This window comes from Acinetobacter sp. UBA6526, assembly GCF_002434875.1.
In the GTDB taxonomy this organism is placed as follows: domain Bacteria; phylum Pseudomonadota; class Gammaproteobacteria; order Pseudomonadales; family Moraxellaceae; genus Acinetobacter; species Acinetobacter venetianus.
Map to the genome: position 1 here is coordinate 1 of NZ_DJLC01000009.1, position 18,637 is coordinate 18,637.

Below are 18,637 nucleotides of genomic sequence, written 5' to 3' on the forward strand. Positions count from 1 at the left end.
AGCGTACATTGATCGTCGATGTACCAATTGTTATGGACGACGGAACAATTCGCCACTTTGAAGGATACCGTGTTCAACACAACCTATCACGTGGTCCAGGTAAAGGCGGTATTCGCTATCACCAAGATGTTGAACTCAACGAAGTGATGGCTTTGTCAGCTTGGATGACGATTAAAACTGCAGTTTTGAATCTACCTTTTGGCGGTGCTAAAGGCGGTATTCGCGTAAATCCTAAAGAACTTTCGCCACGTGAATTAGAACGTTTGACACGTCGTTTCACCAGTGAAATCAGTTCAATCATTGGTCCACAAATTGATATTCCTGCGCCTGATGTTGGTACAAATCCAAACATCATGGGCTGGATGATGGACACTTATTCAAGCATCAAAGGCCATACCGTAACTGGTGTTGTAACTGGTAAACCTGTTCATCTCGGTGGTTCACTTGGTCGTGTTCGTGCGACGGGTCGCGGTGTATTTGTTACAGGTATGCAAGTTGCAGAACGCATCAAATTACCCGTTGAAGGCAGTAAAGTTGCTGTTCAAGGTTTCGGTAACGTTGGTAATGAAGCTGCATACCTATTTAACCATGCTGGCGCAAAGATCGTAGCTGTGCAAGACCATACAGGCACAATCTTTAATGCTGAAGGTCTTAACGTTAAAGCATTACAAAAATATGTTGCTGAACACGGCGGTGTAATGGGCTTTGAAAATGCAACGGTTATTTCAGACGAAGAGTTCTGGACAATCGACATGGATATCCTCATCCCAGCAGCATTGGAAGGTCAGATTACAGTTGAGCGTGCGAAAAACCTAAAAGCCAAAATCGTACTTGAAGGTGCAAATGGTCCAACTTATCCAGAAGCTGATGATGTTTTCGTAAGCCGTGACATTACGGTTGTACCTGACGTGATCTGTAACGCTGGTGGTGTAACCGTAAGTTATTTTGAATGGGTTCAAGATATGGCGAGCTACTTCTGGAGCGAAGACGAAATCAACGAACGTCTCGATAAGTTGATGATCCAAGCCATTGCGGATGTTTGGAATACCGCAGCACAGAAGGAATGCAGCTTGCGTACAGCAGCCTACATCTTGGCCTGTGAGCGTATTTTAAAAGCACGTAAAGAACGCGGTATTTTCCCAGGATAATTTCCAAATTTCAAAACATGGCTTGTTGAACATTCAGCAAGCCTGAATATCAAAACAGGAAGTGAGTAAATAAAATGAGTGATGTAGCAATTACACGTAGCAACTTTAATGATTGGATGGTTCCAGTTTTTGCTCCAGCAAATTTCATTTTAGTTCGTGGCGAAGGTTCTCGTATTTGGGATCAAGACGATAAAGAATATATCGATTTTGCAGGTGGAATTGCAGTTAACGCTTTAGGTCATGCACATCCTGTTGCAGTAAATGCATTAACAGAACAAGCGCAAAAACTTTGGCATATTGGTAATGGTTATACCAATGAACCAGTGTTACGCCTTGCAAAACAATTAGTTGAAAACACGTTCGCGGATAAAGTCTTTTTCTGTAACTCAGGTGCAGAAGCAAACGAAGCAGCATTAAAACTTGCGCGTAAAGTTGGCTTACTCAGCGGCAATCCTCACAAGAATCATATTGTTGCATTTAAAAATGCATTCCACGGTCGTACCTTATTTACAGTAACTGCTGGCGGACAACCTAAATATTCACAAGATTTTGCACCATTACCAGGTGGCATTGAGCATACAGCATTCAATGATTTAGAAGCTGCAAAAGCTGTCATTACAGATGAAACTTGCGCGGTTATCGTAGAGCCAATCCAAGGTGAAGGCGGTGTTCTACCTGCTGATATCGAATTCTTAAAAGGTCTACGTGCGCTGTGTGATGAAAAAGGTGCTGTACTGATTTTTGATGAAGTACAAACGGGTGTTGGTCGTACAGGCTCACTTTATGCCTACATGAAAACAGGTGTAACCCCTGATATTTTAACCACAGCAAAAGCACTAGGTGGTGGTTTTCCTATCGGTGCAATGATTACTACTGATAAATACGCAAACATGTATGTTGTTGGTGATCATGGCACGACCTATGGTGGTAATCCATTGGCTTGTGCAGTCGCGGGTGCGGTATTTGAATTTATTAATACTCCTGAAGTTTTGGATGGCGTCAAGCAGCGTCACCAATATTTCGTTGATGCATTAAATAAATTGAATGCTGAATACGGTTTATTTAAAGAAATCCGTGGGCAAGGTTTATTGATTGGTTGCGTACTAAAAGATGAACATGCAGGCAAAGCAAAAAATATCGTGACATTAGCAGGTGAGGAAGGGCTATTAGCACTTGTCGCTGGTGGTGATGTTGTTCGTTTTACGCCTTCACTTATCATTCCACAAAAGGATATTGATGAAGGTTTAACGCGTTTTGCTCGTGCATTAGCACGTTTCTAAATCTGTTGTGAGCATCTAACCATGATGATTGTTAGACATGCCGCGCATCGGGACTTAGATGATATTTATCGTTTAGCGCAAAGAGCAGGAGAGTCAGGCATCGGCTTGACCTCTCTTCCACAAAACAAAGAAATTTTAGCTGAACGTATTACTCGTACAGCCAATACATTGGCTGGGCTAGCTGAGAAAGAAGATGCAAGTTATTTATTTGTACTTGAAGATACCACAGCTCAAAAAATTGTTGGAGTCAGTGCAATCGAAGTTGCAGTTGGTTTAAGAGAGCCTTTCTATAACTTCCGAATTGCAAAACAAGTACATGCGTCAAAAGCATTGGACGTATATAAAACTTTAGACACGTTATATCTGAGTAATGATCATACGGGTTGTAGCGAACTATGTACCTTGTTCCTCGATCCTGAATATCGTGTGAATCAAAACGGAAAACTTCTGTCTAAAGTACGTTTCTTATTTATCGCTGCTTTTCGTCAATATTTTGAAGAAAGGCTGATCGCAGAAATGCGTGGATTCTCAGACGCAAATGGCTTTTCGCCATTCTGGGATGCACTAGGCAATCATTTTTTTAATATGGATTTTGCGGCTGCGGATTATCTCAGTGGCGTAGGACAAAAAGCGTTCATTGCTGAATTAATGCCGAGATTTCCATTGTACGTCGATTTGCTACCCAATGAGGCAAGGGCCGTGATTGCAGAGGTTCATCCTCAGACCAAACCTGCGGCGAAAGTGCTGATGTCAGAAGGTCTGAAGTATCAAGGCTATGTCGATATTTTTGATGCAGGTCCAACCTTAGAAGCAAACACAGCCGATCTTCGTGCAGTAAAAGAAAGTCGACTATTGAAAGTCAACATTGCAGAACAGATTGAACGCGCAGAAGTTCAATACTTAGTTGCAAATGATGAATACCAAGATTATTGCGTCCTGCTCATCAATAACAAGTTGCAAGATAACGATAATTTGATGATCACAGCAGAACAAGCTCAAGCACTCAAAGTTGCTGAGGGCGATGAAGTCCGAGTTTTAGCATTAGAAAAAATGGAGAATCACTAATGTCACAAGGTGCATTATTAATCAATGGTGCGTGGGTACAAGGACAAGGTACTGCGTTTACCAAAACAAATCCTGTGACCAATCAAACGATTTGGTCAGGTCATGAAGCGAGCAAAACTGATGTAGATCATGCTTGCTTAGTTGCACGCCAAGCATTTCCAGCATGGGCACGTTTAGATTTAGAAGATCGTATCACTATTATTGAACGTTTTGCGGCATTACTTGAGCAAAATAAAAGTCAATTGGCAGAAGTCATTAGCCAAGAAACCTCAAAGCCGTTCTGGGAAACTTTAACGGAAGTTCAAGCGATGATTGGCAAAATCGCAATTTCAATTCGAGCTTATCATCAGCGGACAGGCTTCAGTAAAACAGAAATGCCTGATGGAGTTGCTTCTTTACGTCATCGTCCTCATGGTGTGCTTGCTGTATTTGGCCCTTATAACTTTCCAGGTCATCTACCCAATGGTCATATCGTACCCGCACTAATTGCTGGCAATACCATTGTATTCAAACCAAGTGAATTAACGCCTTGGACTGCAGAAGAAACGGCAAAATTATGGCAACAAGCAGGTCTGCCAAATGGCGTACTCAACATTGTTCAAGGTGGCCGTAGCACTGGAGAAGCACTGGCAACAGCAGAGCAAATTGATGGTTTACTTTTCACAGGCAGTGCTAATACGGGTTATCACTTACATAAGCAAATGGCAGGTGCACCAGAGAAGATTCTTGCTTTAGAAATGGGTGGAAATAACGCACTCATTATCGATGAAGCAACTGATATTGATGCAGTGGTAAATATTGCAATCCAATCTGCATTTGTCTCAGCAGGACAGCGTTGTACCTGTGCACGTCGTATTATCGTAAAACATGGCGCCAATGGGGATGCCTTCATTCAACGTTTTATAGAAGTTGCTAAAAACCTCGTGATTGGTAAATGGAATGCAGATCCGCAACCATTTATGGGTGGTGTGATTTCATCTCATGCAGCAGAACAAATGCTAATTGCTCAACGCAAATTGATTGAATTAGGTGCGAAACCTTTACTCGAAATGACACGTCCTCAAGCGGAGAGTTCTTTGCTGACCGCAGGGATTTTAGAAGTCAGCCAAATGACGGATATTCCTGACGAAGAATATTTTGGACCTTTAACCACAATTTATCGTTACCACGATTTTGATGAGGCACTCAACATTGCCAATAACACACGTTTTGGTTTAGCAGTTGGTTTAGTTTCACCTGATCGAGATCTGTTTGATCGTGTTCTGATTGAAGCACGCGCAGGCATTGTGAACTGGAATAAGCCACTCACAGGTGCATCAAGTGCAGCACCATTTGGTGGTGTTGGTGCGTCGGGTAATCATCGTGCCAGTGCATTTTATGCCGCTGATTATAGTGCATGGCCAATGGCTTCACTGGAAAGTGATAGCGTGAGCTTACCTGCAAAACTATCACCAGGCATCGTGCTGTAAATCGGTTGGAGAGAAAAAAATGTCAGGTTTTGAAATTAATTTTGATGGTTTAGTTGGCCCTACGCATCATTATGCAGGCTTATCTTTTGGTAATGTTGCATCAACGAAAAACCGAAATAACACTTCGAATCCACGATTAGCAGCAAAACAAGGCCTCATGAAAATGAAAGCACTTGCTGATCTTGGACTCAAACAAGGGGTATTTGCTCCGCAAGAACGACCTCATGTACCAACATTACGTCGTTTAGGTTTTACGGGCAGTGATATTGATGTAATTGTACAAGCAATGCGTACTGCTCCAGCATTGTTGTCATCGCTCAGTTCTGCGTCATCTATGTGGACAGCAAACTCGTGTACGGTTTCGCCATCAGCTGATAGTGCGGATGGGCGTGTACATTTTACCGCCGCAAACTTAAATAATAAGTTCCATCGATCAATTGAGCATCATACGACAACCCGTATCCTTCAAGCGATGTTCAATAATGATGTATATTTCGCGCATCATGAAGCATTGCCTGAAGCAGCACTGTTTGGTGATGAAGGTGCAGCAAACCATAACCGTTTAGGTGGTGCATACGATCAAGCGGGTATACAAGTTTTTGTTTACGGTCAACAACAGCTTGGCGGCAAGGTTGCGCCACAGAAATTCCCTGCACGTCAAACACGTGAAGCGAGTGAAGCTGTTGCACGTTTACATCGTTTAGATGCAAAACGTACAGCATTTATTCAGCAAAATCCTGATGTGATTGATAAGGGCGTTTTTCATAACGATGTGATTGCAGTCAGCAACCAACAAGTTTTATTTCATCATCAGCAAGCTTTCTTAAATCAAGCTGATGCATTAAATGAAATTCGTCAAAAAATGGCTGGCATTGAGCAAGAGTTTATTTCAATCGAAGTGCCAGAAAACAGAGTAAGTGTTGAAGATGCTGTCTCAACATACTTATTCAATAGCCAAATTTTGACGCGTACTGATGGTGGTATGAGCATCGTTGTGCCTGAAGAATCTCGTCAAAACCAAGCTGTGTGGAGCTATTTGAACGATATGATTCAAATGGGGACACCAATTGATGACATCAAGGTTTTTGATCTGCGTGAAAGTATGCGAAATGGTGGTGGGCCTGCTTGTTTACGCTTACGGGTTGCAGTCAATGATGCTGAACTTGCTGCGGTCAATCCAAACTTATTTATGAATGATGATTTATTCAAAACCTTAAATCAGTGGGTGGAACAACATTATCGTGATGAGCTTTCTCAAGATGATTTAGCTGATCCAAACTTACTCATTGAGAGTCGTACAGCACTTGATGAACTCACCAAAATTTTAGCTTTAGGTTCGGTTTATCACTTCCAAAGATAAGTACCAAACAACTGCTTTTAAGGATGAAAGTACATGGTTGATCTATTAACGTTGACGTTAGAACAACAAGCGCCTAAGCATAATCATGGTGAAATGGCTGGCTTTATGTGGCAATGGCTAGGTGAAGGGCTATTGCAATGTACGCCAAAAGCACATTATAGAAAAACCGTCGTACTTTCTGCCGGTATTCATGGCAATGAAACTGCACCGATTGAATTACTCGCAAATATTATTAAAGATCTCTTTGCAGAACGCTTAGCTTTGTCTACACGTATCCTTTTCGTCTTAGGTAATCCTTCAGCCATTCGACAAGATATTCGCTATCTTGAAAATGATATGAATCGTATGTTCTGCGGAGCGTATAAAACTTTAGTACAAGATCAAGAAACGCTACGTGCAGCACAATTAGAACAAGTCACAGCACAATTTTTTGAGCAAAGTGATAAAGACGCACAACGTTATCACTATGATTTACATACCGCAATTCGAGCCTCTTTATTACCCGTATTTGCATTATTTCCTTACCAAACTCGCGCTTATGATGACTTCTTAATTGAAAGTCTGAAAGCTGCAAATTTAGATGCATTGGTGTATCACAATGCAGTAGGGAAAACATTTACCCATTTTAGCAGTGAAATGTTGCACGCTGAAAGCAGCACCTTGGAATTGGGCAAAGCAAAAGCTTTTGGTCAAAATGATCTCTCAGAATTTGCAGATATTGATCAAGTTTTACGTGCTGTCATTTCTGAGCAAGCTTTGCCTCAACGGAAAAAACCCAAAATTCGTCAATTTAAGGTTGCAGATTCAATCTTAAAACAAAGTGAAGATTTTCAACTCAAATTAAGCGCAGATGCACCTAACTTTTCAACTTTTCAGAAAGGTGAGGTCATTGCTACACAAACAATAGGTGATTATACGGCTCAAGATACTCAGGTTTGGATTCTGTTTCCAAACCCAAAGGTCAAAATCGGGTTAAGAGCTGGATTAGTTTTAAAAGAAATTGAATAAGAGAACAGCCAAAACGATCGGTTGAATCTTTCAAGGATAGATGGAGTTTGAATATGGATATTCAGTAAAAAATAAAATGCAAAAAAGTATCTATGTATAGATATTAATTTTTTTATGAAAGTGAAACAGCAAGGACAGGTTGTCATAAAAATATCGTTGGAGTGATCGTGAATGAGCAACAATAATGACAAGACATTTCTCTCAGGTGAATGCTTGAGTGAGCAATATGTATCCCAAGGTAGCTCAAATACTATTTCTACCTCAGAAATAGAAGTTGGTAAGCCATTGAAACGTGCCATGACCAAACGTCATTTGGTTATGATTTCACTTGGTGGCGCGATCGGAACAGGTTTATTTCTCGGTTCAGGAGATGTAATTTCTCAAGCAGGCCCTGTAGGTGCAATTTTATCGTATCTACTTGGTGGTGTAATTGCCTACATGGTGATGTTGTGCTTGGGGGAGTTGGCAGTACAGATGCCAGTTTCGGGTTCTTTTGGTGAATATGCGCGTACTTATATTGGCCCAGGAACTGGCTATATGATTACATGGCTATATTGGCTAACTTGGACGGCGACTCTTGGTACGGAATTTACTGCTGCTGCTCTATTGATGCAGGAATGGTTTCCTTCAATTTCCATGTGGACATGGACATTAGTATTTGCCGGTTTGGTCTTTACGCTCAATGTCAGTTCAACACGGTTCTTTGCGGAGTCTGAGTTTTGGCTTTCTTTGGTTAAAGTACTGACGATTATTTGCTTTATTGCACTTGGTTTAGCTGCAATTTTTGGCTTTATCCCATATCACGGTCACGAATCTGCACCTTTATTCAGTAAATTGACTGAACATGGTTGGTTCCCAAATGGCATCTTCCCCATTTTTGCAACGATGTTAATTGTAAACTTTGCATTTTCAGGTACAGAGTTAATTGGTGTTGCAGCAGGTGAAGCAGAGAATCCTGCGAAAACTGTTCCAAAAGCAATCAACGCAGCGATTTGGCGTTTGTTGATTTTCTTCGTGGGTACAATTGTGGTGATTTGTGCATTACTACCGTATGAAATGGCAGGCTTAAATGCAAACTCAGTAAGTAACAGTCCATTCGTAACCGTATTTAACTATATTGGTATTCCTTATGCCGAAGACATTATTCGGTTTGTTATCATTACGGCGTTATTGTCAGCAGCAAACTCAGGTTTATTTGCAGCATCACGCATGATGTGGTCTTTGTCTGCAAAAAAACAATTACCAAAAGTATTCTCAAAACTGACTCGTTCAGGCACACCTATTGTTGCAATCATTGTCACAATGTTTGGTGCGATTCCGGGCCTATTGTCTGAACATTTTGCTCCAGAAACAATTTTCAAAAACTTGTTAGGTGTTGCTGCATTCACGATGGTTGTTGTTTGGATTTCGATCTGCGTATCTCAGTTTAATTTCCGCAGACAGTGGATTAAATCAGGTAAAACAGTCAAAGATCTTAAATTTGCTGCACCATTATTCCCACTAACCCCCATCTTAGGTGGCGTATTCTGTGTGATCACCTGTATTAGTATGGTGACTGATCCTTCGATGCAAGTTGGTTTTGTCTGCTGTATCTTATTTATGATCGCATGTTATGTAAGTTACGCTATTTTTTACAAAAACAAAGAAGTTTAAATTTTAAACTGACACGAAAAGTTGAAGTTAATCTTCAACTTTTTTTTGTTTTTAATTCTTTTAATATTATCTCTATAAGTAAAAATATGCTTTAAAACGTATACATTTACATTCTCACATTTTATTCACGTTAGACTTTTTATAGTTGAAAAGTATTGTATTAATAAGAATGAGGATTAAATGAACATTAAAGTGTTATGCAGTAGCGCAGTATTATCAATTTCTCTCGCGGCATTGAGTGTGCCAGCTTTGGCTGATACAGCTAAGCCCACTGCAGTCGATAAAATTGATATTAAACAATATGCAGGGAAATGGTATGAAATTGCACATTTACCTATGTATTTTCAGCGTCAATGCGTGAGTGATACCACTGCAAAATATTCATTGAATGCGAATAATACAATCCAAGTTATCAATAGCTGTCGTAATAAATCAGATCAAATGGATCAATCCGTTGGAATCGCTTATCCAGACAATGCAGGCATGAGTAAATTAAAAGTAAGTTTTATGCCAAAAGCACTACGCTGGATTCCTTTTACTAAAGGGGACTATTGGGTACTCAGAGTTGATCCAGACTATAAAGTTGCGTTGGTTGGTGGGCCATCAAATAAATATTTGTGGCTACTTTCAAGAACACCAACAATTGACGAAGCAACTTATCAATCCTATCTCGAAACTGCAAAACAACAAGGCTATGACTTATCTGAACTGATTAAAACGCCACATACGAGCCAATAATGATTATTGTCAGATGCGAAAATTTGCATCTGGCATTTTTAATGCTAATCATTTTTAATTTATGAATTGTTCATAAATAAGCTGGAAGAACAGACAAAAGTTATCAATTCAACAAAATCACACTATAATACCGTCATCCATTCGAGTTTCAGTTGTACAGTGAGTTCATTGCACGACCAACATCGTTCATTTAAGTCAATTCTACATCCATAATTCGACTTTTTATCAATATTTTTCAATCTCTTGTGTAATCTTCACATCAGACCCATTTAGGTGCAAGCATGGAAATCAAGGTTAATTACCTCGACAACCTTCGACAAGAAGCCAAATTCGACGATTTTACAGTGATCGCCGATCAACCTATTCGCTATAAAGGGGATGGCTCAGCACCCGGTCCATTTGATTATTTCTTGGCTTCATCAGCCCTCTGTGCTGCTTACTTTGTCAAAGTCTATTGTGCCGCGCGTGATATTCCAACGGATAATATTCGCTTATCTCAAAACAATATTGTTGATCCTGAAAATCGCTATAAGCAAATTTTTAAAATTCAGGTTGAACTTCCAGCTGATATTTCAGAAAAAGATCGTCAAGGGATTTTACGTTCGATTGATCGCTGTACTGTAAAGAAAGTGATTCAAACTGGCCCTGAATTTGTTATTGAAGAAGTAGAAAGTATTGATGCTGATGCTCAGGCATTATTAATGCCAAGCCTGACATCTGAAAATAGTACCTTTATTCAAGGTAAAGATCTGCCACTTGAAGAAACGATTGCTAATATGTCAGGTATTTTGGCTGGCTTAGGCATGAAAATTGAAATCGCATCATGGCGCAATATCGTACCTAACGTATGGTCGCTGCATATTCGTGACGCTCAATCACCTATGTGTTTTACCAATGGTAAAGGCTCAACCAAAGAAAGCGCACTCGCATCAGCGCTCGGTGAATTTATCGAGCGTTTGAATTGTAATTTCTTTTACAACGATCAATTTTGGGGTGAGGAAATTGCAAATGCTGACTTTGTGCATTATCCAGATGAAAAATGGTTTAAGCCGGGTCGAAATGGTGAGTTACCGAAAGAAATCTTGGATGAATATTGCTTAGAAATCTATGATCCTGAAGATGAATTACTAGGTACACATCTCTACGACACGAACTCAGGCAATACCGAGCGCGGTATTTGTTCACTACCTTTTGTTCGTCAATCAGATCAAGAAGTAGTTTATTTTCCATCGAATTTGATCGAAAACTTATATCTCAGTAATGGGATGAGTGCAGGTAATACTCTAGCTGAAGCTCAAGTGCAATGTTTATCTGAAATTTTTGAGCGTGCTGTTAAGCGTGAAATTATTGAAGGTGAGATTGCATTACCTGATGTACCTGAAGATGTTTTAGCACAATACCCAAGTATTGTTGCAGGCATCAAAGGTTTAGAGGAACAAGGTTTTCCAGTCCTCGTGAAAGATGCATCTTTAGGTGGTCAATTCCCAGTGATGTGTGTGACCTTAATGAACCCACGTACTGGCGGGGTATTTGCTTCATTTGGTGCGCATCCAAGTTTTGAGGTCGCTTTAGAACGCAGTCTGACAGAGTTATTACAAGGGCGTAGTTTTGAAGGTCTCAATGACTTACCACAGCCAACCTTCCAAAGTGAAGCAGTGACCGAACCGAATAATTTTGTGGAACACTTTATTGATTCGAGCGGCTTGGTGTCTTGGCGTTTCTTCAGTGCAAAATCTGACTATGATTTTGTCGAGTGGGATTTCACCAATGACGGTGAAAATTCAAATGCAGATGAAGCTGCTGAACTATTTGGCATTTTAGAAGAAATGGGCAAAGAAGTTTATATGGCAGTCTATGAGCATTTAGGTGCAACTGCTTGCCGTATCTTAGTACCAGATTATTCTGAAATTTATTTGGTTGAAGATTTAATTTGGGATAATACCAACAAAGCCTTGGCTTTCCGCGAAGATATTCTTAATATTCACCGACTAGACAACTCTCAATTAGAAGCACTTGTTGAACGCTTAGAAGAATGTGAACTAGATGACTATACAGAAATCACCACACTGATTGGAATCGAGTTTGATGACAATACCGTGTGGGGACAGCTTACTCTCCTAGAACTTAAACTTCTCATTTATCTAGCTTTGCAACAATTTGAAGAAGCAAAAGACCTTGTTGAGCAATTCTTACAGTACAACACTAACACTGTAGAACGTGGTTTGTTCTATCAATGCATGAATGTGGTACTTGAAATTGTCTTAGATGATGAAATGGAACTGGAAGACTACGATGTGAATTTCCGTCGTATGTTCGGTCAAGAACGTATGGATGCAGTTGTGGGTTCAGTTGAAGGCAATGTTCGATTCTATGGTTTAACACCTACAAGTATGAAACTTGAAGGACTGGATCGCCACTTACGCTTAATCGAAAGCTATAAGAAACTACATGCTGCAAGAGCTAAAGCAGTTGCTGTAGCTTAATAAATAATTTTATAAAAAAGTGCATCTCTATAGTGCACTTTTTTTATGCCTCAAAGAAAATGAATACTTTTTAAAATTTTAACAGCACAGCCTATATACATTTATTTAATCTAAGCGGCGATAAAATGCATGCTATTGGGTCAAAATCAAACAAAAATACATCTATAAAATAAAGCATTTGATGATAAACATCATAGATCAATATTTCTACTGATCATAGGAAGGTGATATGAACTTAAATGGAAAAACAATCATACTGACAGGGGGATCGAGTGGAATAGGAGAACAAGCAGCTATTCAGCTTGCATCCTTAGGCGCTAAAGTTTGCATCGTTGCGCGTCGTAGTGATGAGTTAGAGCGTGTACAAAACACTATTCAGCAACAGGGTGGTCAAGCTTGTATTTATCCTGTTGATATTACTAAAGATAATGATGCTCAACAGTGTATAGAAAAAATCCTGAGTGAACATAAAACCGTTGATGTTCTAATTAATAATGCAGCTCGGTCAATTCGCCGACCAATCATGGAAGCATTAGACAGACTGCATGATTATGAACGCACCATGCAAATAAACTATTTTGCAGCAGTACGTCTAACTTTAGCACTGTTGCCACATTTTTTAGCCAATGGTCATGGACATGTCATCAATGTATCCACCATGTCTACACAAGTCCCGATTCCATTATTTTCAGCTTACTTAGCCAGTAAATCTGCACTTGAATCATTTTCGCGATCATTAAAAATGGAGCTAGGAGATCAAGGAATTAATGTAAGTATCGTGTATTTTCCGATGGTGAGAACCCCGATGTCTTCTAAAACGAATATTTATAAACATATGCGTATGTTGGATACAGAGACAGCAGCTGGTTGGTTAGTCAAAGCGGTACAAGATAAACCCTATCGAGTGACCAGTACAAGCGGGGCAATTGCCAATGCGTTATTGAACACTGCACCAAATACCGTCATGAATCTAACTCGTCCTTTATTTAAGTTAATGGATCGGCGTTTAGAGAAGAAGCTATAACATACAAAGTGTCTTCCATATTTTAAAAAAGGATTCCTAAGCCTAAAGTAGAAATCCTTTGCTATTTTATTTTTTCACAATCAGAACCAACTTGCCGACATGTTCACCGTGAGTCAGAAATTCATGTGCTAGATGTGCGTCCTCAAGATCAAATGATTTAAATTGGCGGGTGTAGCAAAGAAAGTGCCCTACAATGCTGAGCAAATATCAAAAGAGCGCGGTGCACATTATGAGAAAAAATTAATTCCATTTGCACCAAATGTTGTTCGAGACGGTAATCTGATTACGGGACAAAATCCATTTTCGGCACGCATCACTGCTGAAGCCGTTATCGAAGCATTGAATAGTAAGTAATTGGCATATCTTGTCAGATCACTAATAGATAAATATAAATCAAATAGATATATTTTAAAATCTATCCCAATCTCCATTTAAAACGGCAGGAATATCACAAATTCAATGACTCTTAAAATTTTAGGATGAGTCCCCCTTTATCAAAGAGGGATTTAGGGGGAGATTCTGTGGTTTTAAACCCATTCAAAGTTGAGATTAGCGTTTCAATTGCCTTTATTAATGCTATTTACGAAGACTCAATGAAAGTTCATCCCAACTTTGTATTGCAGTTTCCATCGATTGCATTTTGACATGACCAAATCCACGTACATCGGCAGGTAATTTAGCAATTTGTTCAGCTATGGATAAATCATAATTTTCAGGGGCTGAACTAATCGTTTTTACAAATGCGATATAACGATCACGCCAAGCATGTTCCCTTTGACGTTCTAGCTGTAAAGCAAATGGATCAAGGAAAGTTTCTCTGAGCCATTGTAGACGAGCAAGAATCATCATTGGAATACGCATCCAGTATCCAAAAGCGCGTTTTCGTACCTTATCATGTGCACCCAAAGCAGGTGGTGCAAGGTGATAAGTCAAACGTAAACCTTTACCAAACTGCGACTCAATTGATTGTTTAAAACTTTTTCCTGTAAGTAAACGCGCTACCTCGTATTCATCTTTATAAGCCATCACTCTATAGAGTTGCGTCGCAATTATTCCTGTTAATTCTTCTGGCAATACTTTGGCTGCATGTTCCACAAGTGTCCGATACTGCGTTGCATAATCTTGATTCCAATATTCAACCAAGCGTGTAGAACGATCTTCAATCAGTTCGGCTAAAGTCGTTGGTTTAGCAGTTGTAGGAATCGTTGCAATAATGCGTTTTGCCAAATCAGGTTCACTAATTAGGTGGCAACCAATACGGAACGCTTCAAGATTTTTCTCAGCGGCTGTACCATTTAAATGAATTGCTTTTTCAATACTTTCACGTTTCAAAGGAATTTGACCTGATTGCCAAGCCATGCCAAGTAGAATTTGATTGGCAAAAATCGCATCGCCTAATACTTGTGTAGCAATACTTGTTGCACGTAAAGAGATCAGTTTTCCTTGTGTAGTTCGGCCACGTAGTCGGTTAATCAAATCAGAAATTGGTGCATACCAATCACGAGACTCTAGAAAATCCGAAGTAGGGGAACCATCTTCATTGACGATGACCATAGCATCCGATTTTAAACGAGACAGTGCTGCATTACTTCCTGCTACAATTGCATCTGCACCGATTAAAACATCACATTGACCAGCAGGAATTTTAGTTGCCGAGATTTGATCATCGTCTGTAGCGAGTTGTACATATGAATAGACCGTACCACCTTTCTGAGCAAGTCCTGCCATATCCATAATACGCGAAGCTTTACCTTCCAAGTGAGCTGCCATACCAAGCAGAGCACCTGCGGTTACGACACCTGTACCACCAACACCACCGACCATAATCCGAATAGGTTGTTGATCAAGTCCAGGAATGATTGGCTTTTCTGGCCAGCCAGCTTCAATTCCTTGAAATATTTCTGGTCGTTTCATGTCACGAGTATGCACAGTCACGAAACTTGGACAGAAACCTTCAACACAAGAAAAGTCTTTGTTACAACTACTTTGATTAATTTGCCGTTTAGTACCTAATGCTGTTTCTACAGGCTCGATAGATAAACAGTTCGATTGCTTAGAGCAGTCACCACAACCTTCACAAATCTCACTATTGATAAAGACACGCTCTGCTACATCAGGATAAGCATTACGTTTACGGCGACGACGTTTTTCACTGGCACAGGTTTGAACATAAATTAAAGCCGTCACACCTGAAATGTCGCGTAATTTGCGTTGTACATCATCCAGTTCATTTCTGTGGTAAATCTCTACGTGAGGGGCGATACCTTCTTCTTCATGAATCAACTCAGGCTCATCAGTGACAATGACTTGTTTTTTAATGCCTTCAGCATCAAGTTGTCGAGTTAACTGTGCCACGCTGAGATGTCCATCGACATGTTGACCACCCGTCATTGCAACAGCATCGTTATAAAGAATTTTGTAGGTAATATTGAGTTTTGCAGCGATCGCTTGGCGTATTGCAAGATAGCCTGAATGAAAATAAGTTCCATCACCTAGATTGGCAAAAATATGCTTTTCATTGGTAAAATGAGAAGCACCAGCCCAACTCACACCTTCGCCACCCATTTGTGAGAAAGTTTCAGTACCGCGATCAAGTGACACAGCAATAAAATGACAACCAATCCCACCTAATGCACGGCTTCCTTCAGGTAATGCCGTTGATGAATTGTGTGGACAGCCACTACAAAAGAAAGGTTTACGCTCTGCAATATCAAGCACACGTTGTGACTCTTGCTCGGCTTTTTGTAGTAGCTCAACTCTATTTTGAATTTGCGTTTTTAAAGCTTCTGGAATGTCTAATTTTAAGAAGCGAGCCGCCAGCATTTTTGCAATAGGTTCAGGTTGGAATTCATAGTGACCAATTAAAGGGGCTTCATCAATAGAAGTACTCCATTCACCTTTACCATCGCATGCTTTACCAATGACGCGAGGACGCTTGTCATCTGGAAGTGCGTAGAGTTCATCTTTAATTTGTGATTCAAGAATCGGGCGTTTTTCTTCTACAACAATTAATTCTTCTAAACCTTCGGCAAATTCGCGCAGACCGTGAGGCTCTAAAGGCCAAATTAAAGCAACTTGATAGACTCGCAGTCCAAGCTGCTGAGCCGTTTCAACTTCGATACCTAAAATACGTAATGCTTCAATGGTATCCAAATAACCTTTACCACTTGCGGCAATGCCAATACGCGCATTAGGACAATGCCATGTTACCTGATTCAGTTCATTTTCACGGGCATAGGCCAATACAGCGGGTAAGCGATATTTATATAGACGCTCTTCTTGTTGAATGCCGTGATCAGGCCATCGAATATTGACACCATCTTCAGGCATTTGAACATTTTTAGGCAAAGCAGGTGTGACGCGATCTAAATCAACATGCACAGAAGCAGAGGTTTCAACAATTTCACTGACCAACTTCATTGAAGTCCATACACCAGCAAAACGTGACATTGCGACTGCGTGAGCACCTAAATCAAGAATTTGTTGAATTGAGGTTGGGTAAAAAATTGGAATACCACAACCCATCATCACATGTTCTGACTGGTGGGGAATACTCGAAGATTTACAAGAATGATCATCACCAAAAAAGGCGACTACACCACCACGTTCAGCCGTGCCTGCAAGATTGGCATGACGTAGAACATCTCCAGAACGATCTACACCAGGGCCTTTGCCATACCACCAAGAGGTCACACCATCATATTTACCTTGACCTGCGAGATTGGCTTGTTGGGTACCCCAAATTGCAGTAGCAGCTAGATCTTCATTTACGCCCGGTTGAAAAACAACATGGTGGTCTTTGAGTATGCCTTCAACTTGCCAGAGAAAATTATCATAATTTCCAACAGGAGAACCACGATAACCAGAAATAAAACCAGCAGTATGATAACCGTTTAAAGTATCCCGACGTGTTTGTGCAAGTGGTAAACGCACCAATGCCTGAATACCTGTCATGTAAGCAGTACCGTCATCACTTAGATATTTATCTTCAAGTGACACATCCTTTGTTGGAATCTTATTTGGAGTAAATTTTGTAGCTATATTCATTTATGTCTCCTTAGAATTTTGTAGTTCGAGCTACTTTCTTTTTTCAACTTCCAGTTGAATATTTGGAGTAAATGACATACTTAGAAAAAGATTGATCAGTTCTTTTAGAACCGTAGAACTGTTCAATGTATGTACATTAATGTCATTGTGATTGATCCAGACTGGTGCAACAATGCGTAATTAAACAAAAGATATTTACGTTATGCGCAAAAATCTTGATGGTGGACTACTTCATGCAATGCATGCTTTTCTGAAAGTCATTGATAGTGGAAGCTTTACAGCCGCCGCAGAGCAGATGGAACTAACTACAGCGCAAGTATCTCGACTGATTAGCGAGTTAGAAGGGCGTTTAGGAACAAAACTACTACAACGAACAACGAGACAGCACGCGTTGACCGATATTGGTGCAACTTATGCAGAGCAATGTCGTCAAGTGCTTGCAATGGTCGATGAAGCAGAAACTCAAGCCATGGGTAGGGCAACCAAACCTCAAGGAAAGTTACGTGTTTTGAGTATGGCGAGCTTTGGCCATCACTATGTGTCACCAATGATGGCAGAGTTTTGTCAAACCTACCCAGAACTTACGGTTGAATATCGAACTTCGCAAAATGTCCCAGACCTTTTAGGTAAAGGCATTGACGTCAGTTTATATCTTGCGGAATCGTTGGCTGATTCCAGATTTGTTGCTCGCCAAATTGGGACGATCTTTTCAGTACTTTGTGCTTCTCCCGCATATTTAAAAAAATATGGTGAACCGAAATTATTGGATGATCTACAAGAACATGCGTGTCTCAGACTAGTGAATCCGTCAATTACACCGCAATGGCATCTGGTCAGTGAAAAAAGTTGCTCTTATCAAATTGATATTACAGGGCCATTGATTGCAGATTCACCTGAGCTTTTACTCGACATGGTACAACAAGATATGGGCATTGCATTACTGCCGACTTTTGCAGTCATAGAGGCTGTTCGTACTGGACGATTGCACCGTATATTATCTGACTGGAGATCACCAAATATTGGTGTTTATACCTTATTACCATCCCGACATTTTATTGATGCCAAAACACGGGCATGGTTAACGTGGGTAGAGCAGCATATTTCTCCAAAAATTCAGAGTGATACAGAGTATTTTTTATAATCAAAACTCGACCTCAATACTTTAAGGAAAAAATAAAAAGGAAATACATCTGGTGAGCCGATAACCAACCAGATGTATCAAGTCATTTTCACTTTATTAAGCGCAACGTGACTGTAGATAAGAATTTGTATAATTAGATAGACTTTTTCGACCCAATATCTGGCTGATATTTTGACTCGCTGTCATCAATTTCTCTAAATCAATTCCTGTTTCAAAACCCA

12 protein-coding genes and 2 pseudogenes are annotated in these 18,637 nt (G+C 40.1%); 12 read left to right on the forward strand and 2 right to left on the reverse strand.

The window, feature by feature from the left end; all coding sequences use genetic code 11:
* From B4237_RS00490 to B4237_RS00540, 11 genes and pseudogenes are all read left to right on the forward strand, one after another.
* The coding region (locus B4237_RS00490; protein WP_286940773.1) for a Glu/Leu/Phe/Val family dehydrogenase at positions 1–1,148 on the forward strand (1,148 nt) is incomplete at its 5' end.
* Positions 1,149–1,222: 74 nt separating this feature from the next.
* On the forward strand, positions 1,223–2,428 hold the full coding sequence (locus B4237_RS00495) for an aspartate aminotransferase family protein (protein ID WP_286940774.1): 1,206 nt from the start codon (positions 1,223–1,225) through the stop codon (positions 2,426–2,428).
* A 21-nt stretch (positions 2,429–2,449) separates the two neighbouring features.
* Complete coding sequence (gene astA / locus B4237_RS00500; RefSeq protein WP_286940775.1) at positions 2,450–3,493, forward strand: arginine N-succinyltransferase; 1,044 nt, start codon at positions 2,450–2,452, stop codon at positions 3,491–3,493.
* The gene (astD, locus tag B4237_RS00505) at positions 3,493–4,962 is read left to right on the forward strand and encodes a succinylglutamate-semialdehyde dehydrogenase (protein ID WP_278595208.1); all 1,470 of its coding nucleotides are present in this window, start codon (positions 3,493–3,495) and stop codon (positions 4,960–4,962) included. The genes astA and astD overlap by 1 nt, the downstream gene beginning before the upstream one ends.
* Before the next feature lie 19 nt (positions 4,963–4,981).
* Positions 4,982–6,322: an N-succinylarginine dihydrolase gene (gene astB / locus B4237_RS00510; protein ID WP_278595209.1), complete on the forward strand. Its 1,341-nt coding sequence runs from the start codon at positions 4,982–4,984 to the stop codon at positions 6,320–6,322.
* A gap of 33 nt (positions 6,323–6,355) precedes the next feature.
* On the forward strand, positions 6,356–7,330 hold the full coding sequence (gene astE, locus B4237_RS00515; protein ID WP_278595210.1) for a succinylglutamate desuccinylase: 975 nt from the start codon (positions 6,356–6,358) through the stop codon (positions 7,328–7,330).
* 171 nt (positions 7,331–7,501) lie between these two features.
* Positions 7,502–8,983, forward strand: coding sequence for an amino acid permease (locus B4237_RS00520; protein WP_023013310.1), 1,482 nt, complete (start codon positions 7,502–7,504; stop codon positions 8,981–8,983).
* A gap of 180 nt (positions 8,984–9,163) precedes the next feature.
* Entirely contained in the window at positions 9,164–9,721 is a 558-nt protein-coding gene (locus B4237_RS00525) for a lipocalin family protein (RefSeq protein WP_278595211.1), read from the forward strand.
* Positions 9,722–10,002: 281 nt separating this feature from the next.
* On the forward strand, positions 10,003–12,204 hold the full coding sequence (locus B4237_RS00530; RefSeq protein ID WP_278595212.1) for an OsmC domain/YcaO domain-containing protein: 2,202 nt from the start codon (positions 10,003–10,005) through the stop codon (positions 12,202–12,204).
* Positions 12,205–12,433: 229 nt separating this feature from the next.
* On the forward strand, positions 12,434–13,228 hold the full coding sequence (locus B4237_RS00535) for an SDR family NAD(P)-dependent oxidoreductase (protein WP_019384583.1): 795 nt from the start codon (positions 12,434–12,436) through the stop codon (positions 13,226–13,228).
* Positions 13,229–13,390: 162 nt separating this feature from the next.
* Positions 13,391–13,582, forward strand: a pseudogene (locus B4237_RS00540) (hypothetical protein); the annotation flags it as partial.
* Positions 13,583–13,804: 222 nt separating this feature from the next.
* Here the strand turns inward: B4237_RS00540 and B4237_RS00545 are convergent.
* Positions 13,805–17,275 carry an indolepyruvate ferredoxin oxidoreductase family protein gene (locus tag B4237_RS00545; protein ID WP_286940776.1) on the reverse strand — a complete coding sequence of 1,157 codons (3,471 nt, stop codon included), beginning with the start codon at positions 17,273–17,275 and terminating at the stop codon, positions 13,805–13,807.
* A 202-nt stretch (positions 17,276–17,477) separates the two neighbouring features.
* On the opposite strand from B4237_RS00545, the gene B4237_RS00550 reads away from it, so the two are divergent.
* Positions 17,478–18,416, forward strand: coding sequence for a LysR family transcriptional regulator (locus B4237_RS00550; RefSeq protein WP_278595214.1), 939 nt, complete (start codon positions 17,478–17,480; stop codon positions 18,414–18,416).
* 96 nt (positions 18,417–18,512) lie between these two features.
* On the opposite strand, the pseudogene B4237_RS00555 reads toward B4237_RS00550, so the two are convergent.
* Positions 18,513–18,637: pseudogene (locus B4237_RS00555) on the reverse strand (hydroxymethylglutaryl-CoA lyase); the annotation flags it as partial.

Coding starts and splice junctions, on each gene's coding strand:
- B4237_RS00495 (WP_286940774.1), top strand. CDS start 1,223: ATGAGTGATGTAGCAATTACACGTAGCAACTTTAATGATTGGATGGTT.
- astA (WP_286940775.1), top strand. CDS start 2,450: ATGATGATTGTTAGACATGCCGCGCATCGGGACTTAGATGATATTTAT.
- astD (WP_278595208.1), top strand. CDS start 3,493: ATGTCACAAGGTGCATTATTAATCAATGGTGCGTGGGTACAAGGACAA.
- astB (WP_278595209.1), top strand. CDS start 4,982: ATGTCAGGTTTTGAAATTAATTTTGATGGTTTAGTTGGCCCTACGCAT.
- astE (WP_278595210.1), top strand. CDS start 6,356: ATGGTTGATCTATTAACGTTGACGTTAGAACAACAAGCGCCTAAGCAT.
- B4237_RS00520 (WP_023013310.1), top strand. CDS start 7,502: ATGAGCAACAATAATGACAAGACATTTCTCTCAGGTGAATGCTTGAGT.
- B4237_RS00525 (WP_278595211.1), top strand. CDS start 9,164: ATGAACATTAAAGTGTTATGCAGTAGCGCAGTATTATCAATTTCTCTC.
- B4237_RS00530 (WP_278595212.1), top strand. CDS start 10,003: ATGGAAATCAAGGTTAATTACCTCGACAACCTTCGACAAGAAGCCAAA.
- B4237_RS00535 (WP_019384583.1), top strand. CDS start 12,434: ATGAACTTAAATGGAAAAACAATCATACTGACAGGGGGATCGAGTGGA.
- B4237_RS00545 (WP_286940776.1), bottom strand. CDS start 17,275: ATGAATATAGCTACAAAATTTACTCCAAATAAGATTCCAACAAAGGAT.
- B4237_RS00550 (WP_278595214.1), top strand. CDS start 17,478: ATGCGCAAAAATCTTGATGGTGGACTACTTCATGCAATGCATGCTTTT.